General features: G+C 68.4%; 16 protein-coding genes. 7 read left to right on the forward strand and 9 right to left on the reverse strand.

Translation table 11 applies throughout. The annotated features are described in order from the left end of the window. Nucleotide 1: 1 nt before the first annotated feature. The gene (locus AC3WMR_RS23495; RefSeq protein WP_492265004.1) at nt 2-1,024 is read right to left on the reverse strand and encodes a ketopantoate reductase family protein; all 1,023 of its coding nucleotides are present in this window, start codon (nt 1,022-1,024) and stop codon (nt 2-4) included. A gap of 191 nt (nt 1,025-1,215) precedes the next feature. Between AC3WMR_RS23495 and AC3WMR_RS23500 the strand changes: the two genes are divergently transcribed. Further along, nucleotides 1,216-2,088 carry a fumarate hydratase gene (locus tag AC3WMR_RS23500; protein ID WP_492281590.1) on the forward strand — a complete coding sequence of 291 codons (873 nt, stop codon included), beginning with the start codon at nt 1,216-1,218 and terminating at the stop codon, nt 2,086-2,088. 2 nt (nt 2,089-2,090) lie between these two features. After that, nucleotides 2,091-2,699 carry a fumarate hydratase C-terminal domain-containing protein gene (locus AC3WMR_RS23505; RefSeq protein ID WP_492265002.1) on the forward strand — a complete coding sequence of 203 codons (609 nt, stop codon included), beginning with the start codon at nt 2,091-2,093 and terminating at the stop codon, nt 2,697-2,699. Here AC3WMR_RS23505 and AC3WMR_RS23510 read toward each other — a convergent pair. The 3 genes from AC3WMR_RS23510 to AC3WMR_RS23520 all read right to left on the reverse strand — a co-directional run bounded on the left by AC3WMR_RS23510 (nt 2,677) and on the right by AC3WMR_RS23520 (nt 6,065). Beyond that, entirely contained in the window at nt 2,677-3,186 is a 510-nt protein-coding gene (locus AC3WMR_RS23510; protein ID WP_492265001.1) for an SRPBCC family protein, read from the reverse strand. The two genes, AC3WMR_RS23505 and AC3WMR_RS23510, sit on opposite strands and share 23 nt — an antisense overlap. Nucleotides 3,187-3,303: 117 nt before the next feature. Next, a complete protein-coding gene (locus AC3WMR_RS23515; protein WP_492265000.1) occupies nt 3,304-4,572 on the reverse strand; it encodes an MFS transporter in 1,269 nt (422 codons plus the stop codon). Nucleotides 4,573-4,658: 86 nt separating this feature from the next. After that, nucleotides 4,659-6,065 carry a sensor histidine kinase gene (locus AC3WMR_RS23520; protein WP_492264999.1) on the reverse strand — a complete coding sequence of 469 codons (1,407 nt, stop codon included), beginning with the start codon at nt 6,063-6,065 and terminating at the stop codon, nt 4,659-4,661. Between the two features lie 73 nt (nt 6,066-6,138). On the opposite strand from AC3WMR_RS23520, the gene AC3WMR_RS23525 reads away from it, so the two are divergent. The 4 genes from AC3WMR_RS23525 (at nt 6,139) to AC3WMR_RS23540 (ending at nt 13,599) form a co-directional block, all read left to right on the forward strand. Then, the gene (locus AC3WMR_RS23525; RefSeq protein WP_492264998.1) at nt 6,139-6,777 is read left to right on the forward strand and encodes a response regulator; all 639 of its coding nucleotides are present in this window, start codon (nt 6,139-6,141) and stop codon (nt 6,775-6,777) included. A gap of 240 nt (nt 6,778-7,017) precedes the next feature. Next, nucleotides 7,018-7,590 (forward strand): RNA polymerase sigma factor, encoded by a 573-nt coding sequence (locus tag AC3WMR_RS23530; RefSeq protein ID WP_492264997.1) that lies wholly within the window; start codon nt 7,018-7,020, stop codon nt 7,588-7,590. Nucleotides 7,591-7,684: 94 nt separating this feature from the next. Then, complete coding sequence (locus AC3WMR_RS23535) at nt 7,685-10,711, forward strand: WG repeat-containing protein (protein WP_492281591.1); 3,027 nt, start codon at nt 7,685-7,687, stop codon at nt 10,709-10,711. Between the two features lie 2 nt (nt 10,712-10,713). After that, nucleotides 10,714-13,599, forward strand: a complete 2,886-nt coding sequence (locus AC3WMR_RS23540; RefSeq protein ID WP_492264995.1) for a WG repeat-containing protein — start codon at nt 10,714-10,716, stop codon at nt 13,597-13,599. Between the two features lie 93 nt (nt 13,600-13,692). Here AC3WMR_RS23540 and AC3WMR_RS23545 read toward each other — a convergent pair whose 3' ends face one another. Next, entirely contained in the window at nt 13,693-14,553 is an 861-nt protein-coding gene (locus AC3WMR_RS23545; RefSeq protein ID WP_492264994.1) for an isocitrate lyase/PEP mutase family protein, read from the reverse strand. A 104-nt stretch (nt 14,554-14,657) separates the two neighbouring features. Between AC3WMR_RS23545 and AC3WMR_RS23550 the strand changes: the two genes are divergently transcribed. Continuing rightward, nucleotides 14,658-15,536, forward strand: a complete 879-nt coding sequence (locus AC3WMR_RS23550; RefSeq protein ID WP_492264993.1) for a LysR family transcriptional regulator — start codon at nt 14,658-14,660, stop codon at nt 15,534-15,536. A 65-nt stretch (nt 15,537-15,601) separates the two neighbouring features. Here AC3WMR_RS23550 and AC3WMR_RS23555 read toward each other — a convergent pair whose 3' ends face one another. The 4 genes from AC3WMR_RS23555 to AC3WMR_RS23570 form a co-directional block, all read right to left on the reverse strand. Next, the gene (locus AC3WMR_RS23555; protein ID WP_175217473.1) at nt 15,602-16,417 is read right to left on the reverse strand and encodes a siderophore-interacting protein; all 816 of its coding nucleotides are present in this window, start codon (nt 16,415-16,417) and stop codon (nt 15,602-15,604) included. 25 nt (nt 16,418-16,442) lie between these two features. Beyond that, nucleotides 16,443-17,105: a PadR family transcriptional regulator gene (locus AC3WMR_RS23560; protein WP_492265200.1), complete on the reverse strand. Its 663-nt coding sequence runs from the start codon at nt 17,103-17,105 to the stop codon at nt 16,443-16,445. A gap of 280 nt (nt 17,106-17,385) precedes the next feature. Continuing rightward, nucleotides 17,386-18,282, reverse strand: a complete 897-nt coding sequence (locus AC3WMR_RS23565) for a DMT family transporter (RefSeq protein ID WP_492264992.1) — start codon at nt 18,280-18,282, stop codon at nt 17,386-17,388. Nucleotides 18,283-18,333: 51 nt separating this feature from the next. After that, nucleotides 18,334-19,281 carry a helix-turn-helix transcriptional regulator gene (locus AC3WMR_RS23570; protein WP_492265199.1) on the reverse strand — a complete coding sequence of 316 codons (948 nt, stop codon included), beginning with the start codon at nt 19,279-19,281 and terminating at the stop codon, nt 18,334-18,336. Between the last annotated feature and the right edge of the window lie 13 nt (nt 19,282-19,294).

Here is a 19,294-nt window from a genome sequence, read left to right on the forward strand (position 1 = left end):
CTCAGCCCGGTACGCCATGGTCTCCATACAAGCCCGCTTGCGCGGCCCGCAACCCGGCCAGCGCAAACACCGTCTTCAGCCAGGGCGCATCGAATTCCAGCCGTGCCGCGCACTCGAGCGGCGCGGCCAGGATGGCGTCCAGTTCGACCCAGCGGCCGGCTTCCAGGTCTTGCAGCATCGAGGTCTTGATGGCGCCCAGCTGGCGCGTCTGGGCGATGCGCTGCTGGACGTCGACGTCCAGCGTCAGGCCCGCGCGGCGGCCCAGCGCCAGGCATTCGGTCAGCAGGTTCTTGAACACGGCCCGGGTGCCGGGGTTGTCGACGATGCGATCGGTGGTGGCCTGGGTAATGAGGCTGAGCGGGTTGGAACACGCGTTGCCCAGCAGCTTCATCCACAAGTCGCGGCGGATGTCCGTGCTGGCCGCGGTGGGCAAGCCGGCCGCCGTCAGCACCTGCGCCCAATCGCTGGCGCGGTCGCTGGCACCACCGGCGGGTTCGCCGATGACGACCTTGCCGCCGCTATGGTGCCGCACCACACCGGGGGCCGGGCAACTGCACGACGCCATCACGCTGCCGCCCAGCACCTGCCCCAGCGGCAAGGCGCGTTCGATGCGGCCGTCGGGGTCGACGCTGGCCAGGCGCAACCCTTGCAGCGGGTTGCCGGGCGTCAGGAAATACCACCATGGCAGCCCGTTGCCGACGGGCAGCACGACGGTTTCGGGACCGATCAGCGGCGCAAGCGAATCGACCACACCCGGCAGGGCATGCGACTTGAGCGCGATGACCACCAGGTCTTGCGGGCCCATGGCGGCGCAGTCTGCAAAGGCGTTCACGGGCACGGTGCGTTCAGGTTCGTCGGGTGCGGCGTAACGCAGGCCCGATGCGCTCAACGCCTGCAAGGTGGCGCCGCGCGCCAGCATCGACACGCGATGCCCGGCCAGGGCCAGGCGCGCGGCGAAATGGCCGCCGATGGCGCCGGCCCCGATGATGGCAATACGGCGGGCAGAAATGGAAGTCTGATTCATGGAAGCGTCGGCAGCAGAAACAAGGTCTGCCCATTGTCCTCAAGCCGCCTTTGCCGTCCAGCATTTTCTGGCGGGATTTCTCCTGCCGAAATCTGGCCACGGTGGAACCCGCTCGGCCTTCCGGCACGAATCCCCACGCCCCAGGGTCAGCCCTGCTGTCCTGGGCTGACCCTTTTTTTCTGGAACCCATGATGCCCATCAGCAGCGCGACGATCAAACGCGTCACGGCACAGCTCTACGAACGCTCGCTCAAGGCGATCCCGCGCGACACCCGCGCCTTTTTACAGCGGGCGACCCGCACGGAAACCAGCCCTACCGGCCGGGCCACGTTGGCGATCATGCTGGAAAGCGCCGATGGCGCCCAGCGCGATGACGCCCTGGTGTGCACCGACGTGGGCATTCCGACCTATAGCCTGAAGATCGGCACGCGCGTGCAGTTCGACGGCCCGGTGCGCGCCGCCATCCGCGACGGCTTCGCCGATCTGGCGGCCCACATCTCGCCGCCGATCCTGAAGATGGTCACCCACCCTCTGACCCATGAACGCAGCTATGCCGGCAAGGACATGCCGATCGTCAGCGTCGACCTGCTCGATGACGCCGACTACATGGATATCGTCTGTGCCCCCAAGGCGATGGGCACCGGCCGCTGGGAAGCCATCGACGCGTTCGTCTACCCCACGCTGGAGCAGATCGAGCGCTTCGTGCTGGACACCGTGCTGCGCGCCGGCTCGCAGCCTTGCCTGCCGCTGGTGATCGGAGTGGGTATCGGCGGCACCTTCGACTACGCCGCGCGCCTGGCCAAGGAACAGGTGCTGCGACCCTTTGGCCAGACCAATCCGGAACCCGCGCTGGCGCGCATGGAACAGCGCCTGCGCGATGCCGTCAATGCGATGGGGTTCGGCCCCATGGGCACGGGCGGCGATACCTCCGTCATGGCGGTACACGTGGACTACGCGGCCAGCCACGGCTTCGTGCCGGTGGCCGTGTGCCTGAACTGCTGGATCAACCGGCGCACCGCGGCCCGCATCCATGGCGATGGCCGCGTCGAATTTTTCGAGGACTGACCATGCCCGCCATCCGAACCCTGCAATTGCCATTGGCGCCCGCACAGGTGCTGGACTTGAAACTGGGCGACATGGTGTGCCTGTCGGGCCAGATCACCGTCAGCATCGGCCTGCCGACCCACCGCCGCCTGGCCGAACTGGTCGCCCGGGGCGAGGCGCCCCCGATCGATCTGCAAGGCGGCGCGTTCTTTCACTTGAGCACCTATGTCGACGAGACCGCCGACGGGCCGGTGCCGCTGTATCTCAACCCCAGCACCAGCACGCGCTACAACCCGTGGATGCCAACGCTGATCCGCGGCCTGGGCCTGCGGCTGGTGGGCGGCAAGGGTGGCCTGGACGCGGCCAGCGCACAGGCGATGCGCGAGTCCGGCTGCGCGTACCTGTCGTTCCTGGGCGGTGGGGTCAACCTGCTGTCGCGATCGCTACGGCGGGTGGCGGCCATGCACTGGCCCGAATACATATCGCAATTCCGGCTGCTGACGCTGGACGTCGAACACCTGGGGCCGGCCACTGTGGCGATCGATGCGCACGGCAACAGCCTGTATGCCCAGCTGCACGAGCAGGCCGCGGCCCGATTGCCGGATATCGTCAGCGCGCTGGGGCACCGCTGAGCGCGGCCTGTGCTTCTGCTGACTGCGCTTGCAACGCCAGCCGGCGCCAGTTGCGACTGGCGTAGGCGTGGGCCTGGCGCAAGCCGGCCCACAGGCTGATCTGCTTGACCCAGCGCAGGCTGCCCGCGGCCTCGAACTGGGTGGTACGGCGCACTTCGGTGCCCTGTCCCGGCACCGCGCGCAGTTCAAAGGTATCCACCAGCGTGCCGACCCAATCCGCGCACCAGACGGTGCTGTGCTGCATCTGATAGCGCAGGCGTTCGTCGGGCTGCAATATCAGGATGCGCTGGTCGATGGTGCCCCGGTCGGTGGTGCATTGGCGCGTGTTGCCCACGGCCGCCACGCCTTCCAGCACCTTGCAACTGATCGGCTTGGGAACGCCCAGCCGGAACAGCAGCGGCCGGGTATCGTCCATGCGGGCATGCAGGAAATGCGGCCAGACATGGCGCGGTTCGCAGGGGAACAGCCAACGGGATTCAATCTGCATGCCGGGCTCCTTGCCGCAATGGCCTGCGCCAACGCGGCGCACGGCACGGTTATAACGCGGATTCCCGTTCCCTCACGCAGCGCGGTCCCCCCCGGCACCAGGCCAGCCATGGCCCCATCAGCCGGCCATCGCCGTCCGCACGCGGGGCAGTTCGCGGTCGTCGATGGGCCAGTGCAACACGGCCGACAACACCCCCAGCGCCATCGCCCCCAGCCAGATCAGGTCGTAGGAATGCGTGGCTTCGAACACCACGCCGCCCAGCCACACGCCCAGGAACGACCCCACCTGATGGCCAAAGAAAACGAAGCCGAACAGGGTGGTGATGTAGCGCACGCCGAAGACTTGCGCGATCAGCCCGTTGGTGAGCGGCACCGTGCCCAGCCACACGAACCCCATGACGGCCGCGAACGCATAGACCGACCCGGTGGACAGCGGCAACAGGAAGAACAGCGCCATGGCCGCGGTGCGCAGCAGATAGATGCCGGCCAGCAGGTACTTGCGGCGATGATGCGCGCCCAGGAGGCCGCAGACATAGGTGCCGATGACATTGGTCAGCGCGATGATGGCCAGGGCCGCGACCGCGTCGGCGGCGCGCAGGCCCTTGTCCATCAGGTAGGCCGGCAGGTGCGTGCCGATGAACGCCAGCTGGAAGCCGCAGGCCAGGAAGCCCAGGTTCAGCAGCCAGAAGCCGGGTTGGGCGAACGCTTCGCGAATGGCGGCGCCCATGGGCAGGTCGGACGGTTTGGCGGCCGCGGTACCCGCCCCCGCGGGCTGCGCGTCGCGCCGGGCCGTTTCCTTCAAGGGCCACGCCAGCGGCAGTACCACCGCCAGCACCACGGAGAACGTCAGCAGCGCGGTGACCCAGCCCCAGCCGCCGATCAGCCATTGCGCCGCCGGCACCAGCGTGAATTGCCCCAAGCCGCCGATCGCGCCGGCCACGCCCAGCGCCCAGCCGCGCCTGTCGGCCGGCACCAGCCGGCTCAGCACGCCGTAGATGACGGCGAACGCGGTGCCGGACAAGGCGATGCCGATGCAGATGCCGGCGGTCCACATGAAGGCCGCCGGGCTGGCAGCGTGCGCCATGCCGACCAGGCCCAGGGCATAGAACACCAAACCGCCCAGGATGACCTTGGCCGAGCCGTAGCGGTCGGCGATCATGCCGGTGAACGGCTGCGCCACGCCCCAGGTCAGGTTCTGCACCGCCAACGCGATGGCGAAGGTTTCGCGCGACCAGCCGCGGTCCATCGTGATGGGCAAGAGGAACAGGCCCTGCACATGCCGCACGCCCAGCGCCAGGCCCATGACGATGCCGCCGGCCAGCACCATGACCCACAGGTTGCGTGCAATGGCGGGATGAGCGGACGGGGCGGACGGGGCGGCAGGCATGGCGGACCTCTGATGGGAAACGTCAACGCCCGCACGCGCGGGCAGCTTGCGCTATTACAGGGCCGGCGCGGCCGGCGTTCAACTGATTATTTATCGCCGGCGGCATGCGCTGCGGGAATGCCAGGCGGCAGCCACAACGAGAATACCGAGCCCTTGCCCGGCACGGACCGCAGCGACACCTGGCCGTGCAGCAAGTCGGTCAACCGGCGCACGATGGCCAGCCCCAAGCCCAGCCCCTGGCCGCTCGGGGCCACGGCGGACGGCGCGGCGCCGCGCGTGAATTCCGCAAACACGGATTCCTGCAGGTCGGGAGCAATGCCCACGCCGGTATCCCATACCTGGATCAGCACGCCGCCGCGTCGCCTTCGGGCGGCCAGCAGCACGCCGCCCGCTGGCGTATACGCCAGCGCATTGCCCAGCAGGTTGTCGAGGATGCGGCGCAGCAAGGCGGGATCGGTATCCACCACTGCGGTGGTCGGCGTCACCGACAGCCGCAGGCCGCGCGTACGCGCCTGCGGTTCGAAGTCCTGGCGCACGTCGTCGAACACGGCATCCAGCGGCACCGCCTGGCGTTCCACCCGCAGCGCATGCGCGTCCATGCGCGACAGGTCCAGCAGGCCGTCGAGCAGGCGGTTCAGGCCGTCCAGCACCGTCTGTTGGCGACGGGCCACGTGCAGCGCGTCCTGCGGCGTGACGCTGCCCTGTTCGGCGCGGCTGGCCAGCACGTCAGTGAACATGCCCAGCGCATGCACCGGCTGGCGCAGGTCGTGCCCCGCTGCGGCCAGGAAGCGGGTCTTGGCGCGGTCGGCCGCCGCCACCCGGTCGCGCTCGCGCTCCAGGCTGTGGATCAAGGCGGAGTTCTCAAAGCGCAGCGCCACCGTGGTCTGCAGGCTGCGATACGTGACGGCGCTGTAGTACAGGTTCACGCCCAGCAGGCAGACGCCAAAGACCGCATACACCCAGCTCAGGCCGTCGGCCGCCGCCAGGCAGGCGATGATGAAGGGCGCCACCATGCCCAGCGCCGACCCCGCGTACGCGGGCGGATAGGCCGACAGCGACGGCACGGCGCCGCTGCACATGCCGGCCAGCATGACGCAACCAAAGGCCAGCAGCATGTCCTGACCCGACAGCACCGCGGCCACGCCCGCCAGCCCCCACAAGAGGCCCGACGTCCAGGACAGCAGGCAGAACCCCCAGACCCAGGGCCGCAGCGGTCCGGGACCGCGCCGGGAAAAACGACGGCTGACAGCCACCCGCAGCAAAGTCAGCAAATACAGAATGGCGGCCCACGACGCCAGCAGCCAGACGGGCACGCTGTCGCGCATGACATAGGCCACGGGCACCACGATGGCGAAGTTGGCGAACAGCACGCCATGGGACTGCTTGTAGAGCAGCGTCGCCAGTTCGGCCGCGATGGCGTCGTCGACCGCCGGGGCGTCGACGTCAGGCTTGCCTGGCAAGCGGGGCGGGGGCAGTGCGGAAGGGGCGGTCATGCGCGTTGATCGGTCCCTATAATGGTGCATCATTCTGACACAACCTTGCGGCGCCGCCCCTCGTCCGCCTGCCATGACCCTGACCTCTACGCCCCCCTTGCTGCGCGTCCTGCTGGCCGACGACCATGGCATTGTGCGCGAGGGCTTGAAGATGGTCATGCACCAGGCGGTCGGCCTGATCGGATCGGTGGATGAGGCGGCAACCGGCGAACAGGTGCTGGCCCTGCTGGCCGCCCATGGCGCCGATGTACTGGTGCTGGACCTGGGCATGCCGGGCGTGGCGGGATCGGGCTGGGTGCGCGCCCTGCGCGAACGCCATCCGTCGCTGTACATCATGGTCCTGACCGCCAATACCGACGCGCGCAGCCGCCAGGCCATTCTGGAGGCCGGCGCCGATGAATACCTGACCAAGACCGGCAGCTCGCGCGAGTTGATGGCGGCCATCCAGCGCCTGCACGATGGGCAGGCCCGCCTGCCGGCCCGCGCCCAGCTCAAGCACGTGCCCACCCCCGCCGAGACCCTGACCCGGCGCGAGCAACAGGTGCTGGCCCTGGCCGCGCAAGGCGCCACCTCTGCACAGATCGGGCAAGCACTGCACATCAGCCCGCTGACCGCGCGCAAGCATCGCGAAAACCTGATGCGCAAGCTCGCGCTGCACAGCACGGCAGAACTCGTGGCGTATGCGGTGCGGCTGGGCCTGCCCAGCGCCTGAAAGAAAAAGTCTTCCAAAAATACGGCGCTCGTCGTATTTGCTACCGAATCTTCCAAACGTAGACTGATTCCGCAGCGTCCTGCGTTCTCTTTCCGCAAGGGGCCATGGGAGATCACAGGCCTGCACTGAATTCCCCCCCACGCCCATCCGAACGTGCGCGGACCGCTCCGGTTCCGCGCCGGGACGTTGCGCGCCCGAGCCAGGCGCCGGCCCCTGCCCGGCGTGCCGAGCATCCCGTCCATGCACAGCTGCACCGTCACCATGCACCCTGCTCTCCATTACGCCGCTTCCCCCCAACCCGATCCGGTCAGCCAGCTGGTGCGCGAGGAATCCGAACGCTTGCGGCGCTTCGTGCTGCGCCACGTGGGCAACGGCTCGGACGCCGACGACATCACGCAGCAGGCGTTCGTCGAAATGTCCTGTTGCTACGACCAGTTCCGTGGCGAGAGCAAACCGTCGACATGGCTGTTCGGCATCGCGCGCAATCTGATCCGCAACCACCTGTCGCGTTCGCCCGAACGTCGCTTCACCTTCGTGAGCGACGCGGCGCTGACCGACGAAGCCGACCTGCAAGCCGATCCGGCCAGCCGCGTCGAACTGCTGCAGCTGATCCGCATCCTGGACCGCTCGCTGGCGGAGATGCCCCCGGACCTGGGCGAACTGCTGGTGCTGATCTGCGTGGACGAGCTGTCGTATGAAGAGGCCGCCATCCAATTGGGCCTGCCGGTAGGCACAGTGCGCAGCCGCCTGTCGCGCGCCCGCGCACTGGTGCGGTCACGCATGCGCGTCCAGGACGCCTGGCTGGACGATTAACGGTTCGTTTTTTATCGTTACATTTCTCGGTTTTTTGACTGCTACTGCTGGTTACAGTGCTGCCTTCCCCCATTTTTTGGCAGGCAAACCGACCATGCGGCACGTCCGGCTTCGCTCATTCCGCCTGTTGGCGCTCGCTACGGCCCTTGCCGGCCTGTATGCGGCCCCCGCCAGCGCCCAATACGACAGAGACTGGCAGCGCGCGTGCATCGGCAGCACCTATGCCATCAACCCGGACACGCCCTGCAACCGCGCCTATACCGAGGGGCTGGCAGCCGTGCAGGTCGGCAAGACGAGCGACCCGGCCGGCACCTGGGGCTACATCGACAAGCAAGGGCGCATGGCAATCCCGCCCGCCTTCCAGGAAGCCGAATCCTTCCAGAACGGGCTGGCCGCCGTGCAGCAGGGCGAGCTTTGGGGTTACATCGATACCCGCGGCGAGTGGGCGATCAAGCCGCGCTTCACGCGAGCCACCGGCTTCAATGCCGAAGGCACCGCGCTGGTCGAACTGGACGAGCGCGACGTGCTGGTCAATCGCCAGGGCCAGATCGTCAAGACCTTCGAGCTGGGCATGCGTTCGTGGGGCTTCGAGCCCGGCCAGAAACTGGCCTCGATGGAAGTGCCGCAAGCGCCACGGCTGTTCGACACGACGACCGGACGCGCCCTGACGCTGCCCGGCGACGTCATGGCCCTGTCCAAGCCCACCGATGGTTACCTGCCCGCGCAGCGCCGCAGCGCCCGCTACGGTGGCGCCTGGGGGCTGCTGGATGCCGAAGGCCGCTGGGCCATCGCCCCCGATGTGCTGCGTTCGCACGAACCACCGCGACGCGATGGCGACACGATCGCCGTGCGCCGCGACGAAACCTGGGTCTTCGTACGCCCCGACGGCACGCCGCTGTCCGACACCCGCTACAGCGACGTGCAGCAGGTCGCGCCCGGCCTGTGGCTGGTCAGGGCCAAGAACGACGGCCCGTCCCTGCTGCTCGACGGCAAGCTGGCCACGCTGCACACCTTCTCGGTCAATTACGCGGCCGTGGAAGAACGAAGCGGCTGGAAGATCCTGAGCGACGCCGACGCGGTGATGCTGGTCTTCCCCGACGGCAAGATGCGCAAGATTCCCGGCCACCTGCCTCAGGTGACGATCAAGAATGGCCTGGCCTGGGTGTATGCCTTTGCACCGACGCCGCCCGCCAATGGCGCCGGCGATGCCGCCCGCCCGCCGGACGAAACGGACGCCTCGGCCGCGGCCCCGGCCGAGGCCACCGCTGCCGCCGACACCGCCACCGTCGCCGATGCCGCGGTGGATGCCGCCTCGGACCAGGCCGTCCCTGCCGCCACAGCTGCCGCCGACACCGCAACCGCGATCGACATCACCGGCAGCAGCACGCAGACCGAAGCCAGCCTGGTGCAGATCTACCGGCCCGACGGCACGACGCTGCTGGACGCCGACACCGCGGCGCGTCTGGCCCGCTACCGGGTGTCGGAATTCACGCCCCGGACCGCAGCCGACGCCGCACCGGACGAGGCCCCGGCCGGCACGCAAGACAACGCCCAACTGCCCCTGGCGCTGCTTCGCCCCGACGACTACACGCAGCCTTCCGGCATCCTGACGCCATCCGGCAAGATCGTCACCAACCCGGATTGGGACGACATGAATACCTACAACGCCAGCGCGCCGCTGGTGGTCAAGACCCGCAAGCGCGGCGCAGGCCTGATCGACGCGGAAGGCAACTGGCTGTTGCCGCCCGACTACGAAGGCATCCGCGGTTTCGACGGCCCGTATTCCTGGGCCCGCACGGCCGACATGGACCGCCGCGCAGCCTTGCTGATCGACGCCCGCGGCCAGGTGCAGAAGCTGCCCGCCCGAGTGGAGGTCAACGGCGAGAAGATCGACGGCGACCTGCTCTACTACTACACGCAGGACGACAACCGCCGCCAGCGCTGGGGCCTGTGGAACATCCGCAGCGCGAGCGTGGCGGTCAAGCCGACGCTGGAACGCATCGAGGAATTCAAGGACGACTGGGCCAACGCCCAGGACAATGACCGCTGGGGCGTCATCGACCGCCAGGGCAAGTGGGTGGTGCCGGCCACGTATTCCGGCAGCTACGAACTCGAATACCTGGGCAACGGCTACCTGCTGGCACGCGAACCGCGGGTCAAGGGGGCATCCGGCAGCTATCGCGAAGGCTATCGCCTGATCAACTTGCGTACGGGCCAGCACAGCCCGGTGCTGCGCGAAAAGCCGCAGAACCTGCGCCAGGGGCGCTTCCTGGGGCAAGGGCAGGACGGCGCCACGCTGCTGTTCGACCGCCAGGGCGGCACGACCCGCCTGTGGGAAGGCAGCCCTGACCGCAAGGAACAGTATGGCGACTGGATCTACGTGCAGTACCGATCGCGCAACGGCGCGATCGATGCGCGCGGCAACATGAAGATCGCCGCGGTGAACGGTGAATTCAATCCGTTCTTCGTGCAGCCCGAAGGCCTGGCCCGCGTCTATGACGGGCAGAGCTACCGGCTGATGGACGAAAACGGCAAGACGCTGCTTGCGCAGCGCGGCGACGGCACGCCGCTGGCGTCGATGAAACGCCTGGTGTTTGACGACGAAGAGACGTCCGAAGGCATCATCACCGACCTGCAGGGCCGCGAGATCACCCGCATCAAGGGCAAGTATTCGCTGGAGGAACGCAAGGCCAGCGAAGGGGTCGTGCCGTATCGCGGCCAGAACGACCGCTATGGCTTCATCAACGCCGACGGCAAGCGCATCGTCGGCCCCTACTTCGACAAGCTGGGCCCGCTGCGCAATGGGCGGGCGCTGGCCCAGCGCATCCAACGCACCGGCGAACAATACGGCTACATCGACCTGACCGGCCGCTACGCGATCGCGCCGGACTTCGGCTGGGCTTCCGACTTCCAGGACGAACGCGCGCTGGTGCGCCGCGGCCGCCTGCTGGAATTCATCGACCCCCAGGGCAAGACCACCGCGCTGTTCGGCAAGCTGTGCGACGAAATCGTGGTGCTGGACGCGCAAGAGAACCAGACCTGGCCGCGCGAAAAGCTGACCTGCCCCGAAGCCGCCGAGATCGAACAGCCGCCCGTCCCCGCATCCGCCAAAGCAGAATGACCATGACCTCACGCGCGTTTCACGCCACCCGCATCGCCTGCGCCGTCGCCGCGCTGGGCGTTTCCCTGTCCGCCCACGCCCAATACCGCCAGGCGCGCAGCGCCTGCGTCGATGCGTCGGCCGTCAACACCACGGCCATGGTCGAAGACCGCGACGGCACCCGCAACGCAGACCTGGGCTGCATCCGCGCGCTGTCCGACAACCGCGCCGCCGTGCTGCTGCCGTCGGCGCTGGAAGAGATCGACCGCGTGCCCACCGATGAATCGCTGCGCCGGCACGCCTGGGGCTTCCTGGACGGCAATGGCAAGCTGGCCGTCAATCCGCAATTTGAAGCGGTAGGTGACTTTCACCATGGCCTGGCCGCCGTGCGCTGGAAGGGCAAGTGGGGCTACATCGACGCCAAGGGCAAGATGGCCGTGCCGCCGCGCTACAGCAGCGCGTCCGACTTCGTCGAAGCGGGGCTGGCCGTGGTGACGCTGGACGGCCAATACCAGGTGATCGACCGCAGCGGCAAGGCCGTGGGCGAGGCGCTCGACGCCAGCGTGCAAAGCGTGCAGCTGGGCGAAGGCAAGCCGGCGCAGGCGGCCATCACGTACCGCGAGGAATACCGGTCCAACACCGGCGAACGCCGCTACGCCACCGACGACATCCGCATCCTGTCCAGCTACGGCCCCGACCTGTTCATCGCCGCGGACGCGCGCGGCCGGTATGGCCTGCTCGACAGCGACTGGAACTGGCGCGTGAAACCCCAGTACCTCGACATTTCCCGGCGGTCCAAGGATACCCTGGCGCTGGCCATGGGCGAAGACGAAGTGGCGCTGATCGACACCGCCGGCAACGTCATCGGCCAGGGCAAGGACTATCGCCGCATCATCAAGGTGGGCGAGGCGTTCTGGAGCGCACAGTTGCCACGCGGCGGCTATGCGCTGCTCGACGCCGCCGGCCAGCCGCTGGGCACCTTGACCGACGCCGAGGCGCAGTCGACGGTGCTGCACGGCGACACGCTGGTCTACGCCACGGGCGACACGCTCAAGGCCTATGTGCCTGGCCGCGCCGAACCCGTGACCCTGGGCACGGGCATGACGGCCGCTGAGAACGAAGGCAACTACGTGCTGTTCCGCGACCCGGCGGGCCGCGTCGCCGGGCTGCTCACGCCCAAGGGCACGTGGCTGCACGGCGACACCGCGCCGCCGTGGCTGGCGCAAGTCAGCCGGCTCGCGCTGCGCCAGGGCAAGCTGTGGCTGTCCGGCGAAGACGGTGAGCTGTTCAATGCACTGGATGCCGAGGGCCGCGCGATACTGCAGCCCGAGGCCCTGGCGGCCGCGCAGGGTTCGCAACTGCGCGACATGCCGCTGGATGTGCCCGGCGGCCCGCTGGGCCTGCTGGGCCAGGGCTACTGCCAGTGCGGCGACAGCAGCGCCGGCCTGCTGCTGGCCGATGGCAGCGTAGCCACCGACAAGACCTGGACCGCCGTCCTGCCGCTGGATGGCGCAGAAGATGAATACGCCCCGAAAGACGAGGCCGGCGACACGCCCGCCGCCGACCAGCTGCGCTACGCCGCGCAGACCGAAGACGGCATGCAGTTGCTGGATGCCCGCGGCAAACCGATGGACCTGCCTTTGCAGCAGCACATCGGCGCCTTCCGCCACGGCTACGCGCTGATCTACGCCAAGGGCGAAGCGCGCCTGATCGACCGCGCCGGCAAGACCTATGCGCTACCCGACTATTTCGAAGCCGAGGTCGTGGCGCCCGGCCTGGTGCGCTACCTGAAGACCGCGGCCGAAGGCGATCCCTGGGGCCTGTACGACTTCATCGCCGGCAAGGAAGTGTCGGCGCCGGCGTTCCAGTTCATCGGCGTCTTCCAAAAGGGCCAGGCCGTAGCCGCACTGGGCGCGGACAAGGTCGGCGTGATCGACCGGCAAGGCAAATGGGTCGTGCCGCCCAGCCATCACGGCGCCACGCGCGTCAACGACAAGCTCTGGCTGGTGTCGCAGGCCGGCTGGAAAGGCGAGGACTACCAACGGCCGCAAGCGGTCATCAACGCCAGCGGCCGCGCGCTGACCACGTTCCAGTCCGGCATGGACGTCTCGCGCACCGACGACGGCGCCTACCTGGCCTACAGCCAGAAGCAGCGCTGGATGATCGCGCCCGATGCATCCGATGCGCTGGACGTGCAGGATGCCCGCTACACCCCGATGGGCAACTGGATGTCCATCCGCCGCGCCGATCGCTACGGCTATCTGGACGGCGCCGGCCGCTGGCAGATTGCCCCCGGCCCGGTCGCGGGCACGCCTTTCCAGGGCAAGCCCGCCCGCGCGCTGCTCAGCGACGACGAAGGCGCACGCATCATCGACGAACACGGCAAGACCGTGGCCACGCTGCCCGCGGGCGAATGGAGCTGGCCGGCGGGCTCGCCCTGGCTGGTGCGGCGCGACCAGCAGCAGGGCCAGCACATCACCCACTACGCGGACCTGACAGGCAAGACGCGCATGACGCTGGCCGGCTTCGGCTCGGGCTTCTCGGAAGGCCGCGCGGTCATGACGCTGCCCAACGGCACCGAGCGCGCCGTCAACGACAAGGCCGTGGCCGATGGTCCGGTGTTTGAATACCTCGGCCTGCGGCGCGACGGCCTGGCCCTGGCCCGCGTAGGCGGCCTGCTGGGCTATGCCGACGGCCAGGGCAAGCTGGCGATCGCCCCGGTGTACCAATACGCCACGCCGTTCTCGGGTCAACGCGCCGTGGTGTCCACGCGCGACATGTCGATGATCCTGGATCAGCAAGGCGCGATGGTGGCGCGGGTCGGCATGGAGTGCGGCATCCGCACGCTTTACGGTGCGTACAACCAGCGGCTGTGGCCACTGTCGATGCCGCAACGCTGCCAGCGGTAGCGCGCAGTCGCAGCGGCGTGGTCACCGGGTGCGCCGCGGCTGTCGGATGCATTGCCGTGACCGGGCCTTCCACGCCCGGTCCAAAGCGCGCCGTTACTGCGTATCCAACGCCAGGTAACGGCGAGTCTGCACGATTTCTTCGCGTTCCTTGAAGCTGGTCAGCCGGTCGGCCAGCGCGCTGCTGTCGCCCGTCTCGCGGATGGCGGCCAGCGTGGCCTGCATTGCGTGAATGGCTGCGCGCTGCAGATCAGACGGAATGATCGCCAGGCGATAGCCCATGGCCGCCAGGTCGGGCAAAGGCACCAGCGGCGTCTTGCCGCCGTAGAACATGTTGATGAGCTTCAGCCCGGGCAACCGGTCGGCAATGGCGCGGATCTGCTCCAGCGTTTCGGGCGCTTCGACGAACACCATGTCGGCGCCCGCCTTCACGTATTGCTCGGCGCGCGCGATGGCCGCGTCAAAGCCCTCCACCGCGATGGCGTCGGTGCGCGCGATCACCAGGGTGTCGGCGTCGGCCAGCGTCTGCCGCGCGATATGCACCTTGCGGCACATTTCCTCGGCATCCACCAGGCTCTTGTCGTCCAGGTGGCCGCAGCGCTTGGGAAACGACTGGTCTTCGATATGAAAGGCGGCCACGCCGGCCCGTTCCATGATGCGCACGGTGCGCTCGACATTGGCCGAGCCGCCGAATCCCGTGTCCGCGTCGGCCACCACCGGCAGGCCGCTGGCGTCGACGATCTTTTCCACGCGGTCCATCACCTCGGTGAAGCTGAGCAGCCCGATGTCCGGGTAGCCGGCCGCGCGGGCAATGGCGCCGCCGCTGGCGTACACCGCGTTGAAGCCGGCGGCTGCCACCAGGCGGGCCGAGATGCCGTCGTAGGCGCCGGGGGCAACGACGATGTCCTGGGCCAGATGCTGGCGCAGCCGCGCGCCGGGGGTCAGGGAGGGAGGCATGTGCATTCCTTGAAAACGAAAGATCGATGCCTGCATGATCGTTCCGCTGCAATAGAATGTCCAATATATGGAAAATTGATAATCAGTACTTTTCAGGTATCGATATGGAACTGCGCCATCTGCGCTATTTCGTGGCCACGGCCGAGGCCCAGCACTTCACCCGCGCCGCCGAACAGCTGGGCATGGCGCAGCCGCCGCTGTCGCAGCAGATCCGGCAACTGGAAGAAGAAGTGGGCACGCCGCTGTTCGACCGCCGCGGGCGCGGCGTCAGCCTGAACGACGCCGGCCGCGCCTTCCTGGTGTGCGCCGAAGACATCCTGCAACGCGCGCAAGCCGCCGTGCAGACGGCGCAACGCGCCGCGCGCGGCGAGGTCGGCGAACTGGCGCTAGGCTTTACCGAGTCGGCCTCGTTTCACCCGGTCGTGACCGAACTGATCCGCCTGTATCGGCAACAGTATCCCGACGTGGAAATGACGCTGTCGCAGGACGACAGCGAAACGCTGGTGGCGCAGTTGCGCGACGGCAAGATCGACGCGGCGTTCGTGCGGCCGCCCTTCGCGATGGACGGCGGGCTGCGCTTTCTGCAACTGACCGAAGAGCCGTTGATGGTGGCCTTGCCGCTGGGCCATGCGCTGGCGCGACGCAAGCGGCTGGCGCCCGCCGACCTGGCGCAGGAACGCTTCATCCAGTATTCGCGCAAGTCCGGCTACGGGCTCAGCGCCGACATCATGGCCGCCTGCCGGCAGCACGGCCTGAATCCGCTGCCAGGGCAGCGCGCCCCGCAGCTGTCATCCGCGGTGAACCTGGTGGCCGCGGGCATGGGCGTCGCCATCGTGCCCGCGTCGCTGCGCCACCTGCGGCCGGACGGCGTGGTGTACCGCCCGTTCGCGCTGGATTGGCCGCGCGCAGTGCTGGGGCTGGCGGTGCGTGAAGACACGCCAGGCGGGCGCGTGGCCAATCTGCTGGCACTGGCGCAGGGATAGACGCCAGCACGCGGCCGACATGCGCCGCGGTGGGACGATAGCCCAGGGCCGATGGGCGCGTTGCGTCAGTCTTCGTGCGACTCGTGCACCGCCACCGCGCCGCGCTTCCAGTAGCTGGCGGCGCGAATGCGGCTCTTGTCGATGCCGTGCTGGGCCACCATGATTTCGCGCACCGCCTTGGCCGCCGCGGATTCCGCCGCGATCCAGGTATAGCCCTCGCCCGGCGGCAACGTCAGTTCGCGCGCGGCCTCCAGCAACAACGTGCTGTAGCCGGCGGCCGTGCCGTTGCGATGCAGCCAGCGCACGTTGGCCTGGGCGCGCGTGGCCAGCGGGATTTCGTTGTCGGCGCCAGGCACCTCGATCAGCACCAGCGCCTGCGCGGTGGCGGGCAGTTCCTCCAGGCGGCGCGCGATGGCCGGCAGCGCGGTCTCGTCGCCGATCAGCACATGCCAATCAAAGCCCGTGGGCACGACGAACGAACCGCGCGGGCCGCCAATGCCCAGGCGCTGGCCCGCCTCGGCCTGTTCGGCCCAGGTGGATGCAGGGCCGTCGCCATGCAGCACGAAATCGATATCCAGTTCCTGGCGGGCCGTATCGAAACGACGCGGCGTGTAGTCGCGCGCGGCTGGACGCGGCACGCCTTCGGGGAACTTGATGCCGTCGGGGCCGACTTCGGGCAGGGCCGGCGGCTGGGACGGATCAGCGGGGAAAAACAGTTTCACGTGGTCGTCGAAAGACGCCGAGACGAAGTCGTGCAGGTCTTCGCCGGTGAAGGTGACGCGGGCCAGCAGGCCCGCGATGCGCTCGACGCGCGCCACGGTCAGGATGCGCATCTTCAGCGAATGGCGCACGCGTTCGACAGTCAGGTCGCTACGGGTCATGGGTACTCCAAGGGGGTGAACGGAATCAGGCACAGTCTTTCTTGCCGGTGATTTCCTCGGTGGCGCGGCGCAGGATCGCGGCGATGCGGCGCTGTTCGGCCGGCGAGGCCTCGGTGCGTTCCAGCAGCGCATGGCGGATCGCCTGGCGGGCGTGGACGAATTCGTCGATCCAGCCGGTGGCGTTCTCGTCGTCCGCGGGCGCGGCGCGCGATTCGCCGCTCCAGGCCTGGCGCATCCAGTCCATCTTGCGCGCCACGTGCTTGAGCTTGTTGAACATCACCGACAGGCGCTCACGGTTGGCTTCCAGGTGGGCGCGGCCCGGCTCGGCCAGGTGGTAGCGCTTTTTGGTGCCTTCCTGTTCGACGGTGGCGTAGCCCAGCTCTTCCAGGTAGGTCAGCGCGGGGTAGACCATGCCGGGGCTGGGCGTGTAGAAGCCGTTGGACAGTGCGCCCAGCGCCTTGATCAGCTCGTAGCCATGGCTGGGGTTCTGTTCCAGAAGGCCGAGCAACATCAGTTGCAGATCGTCGGCGGACACCTTGCGGCTACGGCCCCAGCCGCGGCCATCGCCGCCGAAGCTGTCGTCGGCATCGCCGCCACGGCCGCCCCAGGGGCCACCGAACCAACCGCCGCCTGCGGCATGGCGACGATGACGGCCGCGGCCGCCTTCGCAGAAATTGCCGTCAGGCATGTCCTGGGCGTGACGGGAGCCAGGCTGTTCGTTCGGGCTGCCGGGGTAATCGTGATGGTGACTGCCGCGTTCGTGATGGTGGCGGCCGCCGTGGCCGCCGTGGCCGTGGCCGTCGCGGGATTCATGGCGAAGACCGCGTGAAAACGCAGCCAGGAAGTGGAAGTGGCGCATGGCATGGCCTCGCTGGGTATCTGGGACATGACTTACGATGTATCTTAAGATATATATCTTACGATACACAGCCCCGCTTCCCGGCGTCAAGCGCCTTTTTAAAATCTTGCTAGCCGCGCCCCTTGTCCAGCACGCCGGCCGCGATGCCCGCCACGATCAGCGCCATCCCCACCACCAACGGCGTGCTCAGCGGTTCGTGCAGGATGGCGGCCGAACACAGCAACCCCACCACCGGCACGCCCAGCAAGCCGATGGACGTGACGCCGGCAGGCAACGAGCGGTTCACATTCACCGCCGCCCAGTACGCCACGGCAATGCCGAACACGCCGCCATAGCCCAGCAGCCAGCCCAGGTCCGGGCTCCAGATCACGCGTGGCGTGCCTTCGGCCGCCCACGCCACCGCCGCCAGCACCACGGACGCCAGCAGCGCCTGCCAGAACGCCAGTTCAAACGGCGGCGTGACCCAGCGATGCGCCCGCACGTAGACGATATTGGCGGCCCAGCACAACGCGGCCAGCAGCACCAGGCCATTGCCGAACACGGCGTCGGCGTTGTGCCAGTCAAATGCCAGGGGGTTGAAGATGACCACCAGTCCGGCCAGGCCCAGCGCCAGGCCCGCCTGGCGGCCACGGCCGATGGGTTCACGCAGGAACAGCCGCGCGGCGGGAATGACCCAGAGCGGCGTGGTGTACGCCAGCACCACCGAGCGGCCTGCGGGCACGTATTGCAGCCCCAGGCTGACCAGCGCGGCAAAGGCGCCCATGTGCAGCAGGCCCACGCTGAGAATCACAGGGACGTCGGCCTTGACCGGCCACGCCACCCGCCGCAACGCCAGGCCCAGTAGCAGCAATGCGGCGGTGCCGACCACGCTGCGCGCCGCCACGGCCCAGATCGGCGTCGTGTATTGCAGCAGCAGCTTGCTGACGACCCAGGTGAATCCCCAGGCCAGCACCACGATGGCGAGCAGGGTCAGGGCATGGCGGCGAGACAGATTTTCGGCAGGCATGGCGCCGACTATAGGAGTGCGCCGCGCCCCCGCCGTAGACCCACGCGGCGCTTATTCTCTGGAGCCACGCGCAGGCAGCAGTGGCTTGCGCGCCAGCCACTGCGAGAACGCGCGAGCCTGCGGTTCGTCCGGCGCGGGCGCATACACCACCAGGCGCAGATGGCGGCTTTCGTCCACCGACAATGTCGAGTGTTCGAACGCCACGTCGCCCAGCGGATCGATGTGCAGGCAGCGCACGCCCATGCAGTTGCCATGCACGTCGTGCTCGCGCCACCACGTCTTGAAGTCCGGCGACACGCGTTCCAGTTCGTCGACCAGTTCGGCGATGTCGGGCACGCCCGCGGCCGATGCAAAGTCACGCCGAAACGTGGACAACATGGCGGGCGCCTGCGCCGGCCAGTCGACGAACAATTGCCGCATCGCAGGGTCGGTAAACAGCATCCACAGCAGGTTGCGTCGCCCCGGCGCTTGCGCACCGAAACCGAACACGCGCTCGGCCGCAGCGTTCCACACCACCACGTCCCAACGCAGGTTCAGGATGTAGGCGGGGCGCGTGGGCAGATCGTCCATCAGCCGGCGCACCTGCGGCGGCACGGTACACCAGGTGCGCCCGGGTTCGGCGGGCGGACGTTGATGCGCCAGGAGGTACAGGTGGCGGCGCTCGGCCGCGTCCAGCTTCAGGACCCGCGCCAGGTTTTCCAGGAACGTCGCCGACACGCTGATGTTGCGGCCTTGCTCGAACCAGGTGTACCAGGCCAGGCCTACGCCGGCCAGGGCCGCCACTTCTTCGCGCCGCAACCCTGGCGTGCGGCGGCGGCCGCCTGCGGGCAGGCCCAGCGCGGCCGGACTCAGCCGTTCGCGACGCAGGCGCAGGAATTCGGCCAGGTCGGTGCGTGTGCGATCCAGGCGTGCAGCGGACGGGGACGTCGATGCGCCAGCGGCATCGACGGCGCCTGCCAATGCCGCAACGGGCGTCACGTCAGACGTCCTTTCACTCAGGGCATCGGATTTG

The organism is Achromobacter sp. FW305-C-28 (genome assembly GCF_058783235.1).

What these genes read in the sequence shown, in the direction of transcription:
- AC3WMR_RS23495 (WP_492265004.1), bottom strand. Translation starts at nt 1,024, where the DNA reads ATGAATCAGACTTCCATTTCTGCCCGCCGTATTGCCATCATCGGGGCC.
- AC3WMR_RS23500 (WP_492281590.1), top strand. Translation starts at nt 1,216, where the DNA reads ATGCCCATCAGCAGCGCGACGATCAAACGCGTCACGGCACAGCTCTAC.
- AC3WMR_RS23505 (WP_492265002.1), top strand. Translation starts at nt 2,091, where the DNA reads ATGCCCGCCATCCGAACCCTGCAATTGCCATTGGCGCCCGCACAGGTG.
- AC3WMR_RS23510 (WP_492265001.1), bottom strand. Translation starts at nt 3,186, where the DNA reads ATGCAGATTGAATCCCGTTGGCTGTTCCCCTGCGAACCGCGCCATGTC.
- AC3WMR_RS23515 (WP_492265000.1), bottom strand. Translation starts at nt 4,572, where the DNA reads ATGCCTGCCGCCCCGTCCGCCCCGTCCGCTCATCCCGCCATTGCACGC.
- AC3WMR_RS23520 (WP_492264999.1), bottom strand. Translation starts at nt 6,065, where the DNA reads ATGACCGCCCCTTCCGCACTGCCCCCGCCCCGCTTGCCAGGCAAGCCT.
- AC3WMR_RS23525 (WP_492264998.1), top strand. Translation starts at nt 6,139, where the DNA reads ATGACCCTGACCTCTACGCCCCCCTTGCTGCGCGTCCTGCTGGCCGAC.
- AC3WMR_RS23530 (WP_492264997.1), top strand. Translation starts at nt 7,018, where the DNA reads ATGCACAGCTGCACCGTCACCATGCACCCTGCTCTCCATTACGCCGCT.
- AC3WMR_RS23535 (WP_492281591.1), top strand. Translation starts at nt 7,685, where the DNA reads ATGCGGCACGTCCGGCTTCGCTCATTCCGCCTGTTGGCGCTCGCTACG.
- AC3WMR_RS23540 (WP_492264995.1), top strand. Translation starts at nt 10,714, where the DNA reads ATGACCTCACGCGCGTTTCACGCCACCCGCATCGCCTGCGCCGTCGCC.
- AC3WMR_RS23545 (WP_492264994.1), bottom strand. Translation starts at nt 14,553, where the DNA reads ATGCCTCCCTCCCTGACCCCCGGCGCGCGGCTGCGCCAGCATCTGGCC.
- AC3WMR_RS23550 (WP_492264993.1), top strand. Translation starts at nt 14,658, where the DNA reads ATGGAACTGCGCCATCTGCGCTATTTCGTGGCCACGGCCGAGGCCCAG.
- AC3WMR_RS23555 (WP_175217473.1), bottom strand. Translation starts at nt 16,417, where the DNA reads ATGACCCGTAGCGACCTGACTGTCGAACGCGTGCGCCATTCGCTGAAG.
- AC3WMR_RS23560 (WP_492265200.1), bottom strand. Translation starts at nt 17,105, where the DNA reads ATGCCTGACGGCAATTTCTGCGAAGGCGGCCGCGGCCGTCATCGTCGC.
- AC3WMR_RS23565 (WP_492264992.1), bottom strand. Translation starts at nt 18,282, where the DNA reads ATGCCTGCCGAAAATCTGTCTCGCCGCCATGCCCTGACCCTGCTCGCC.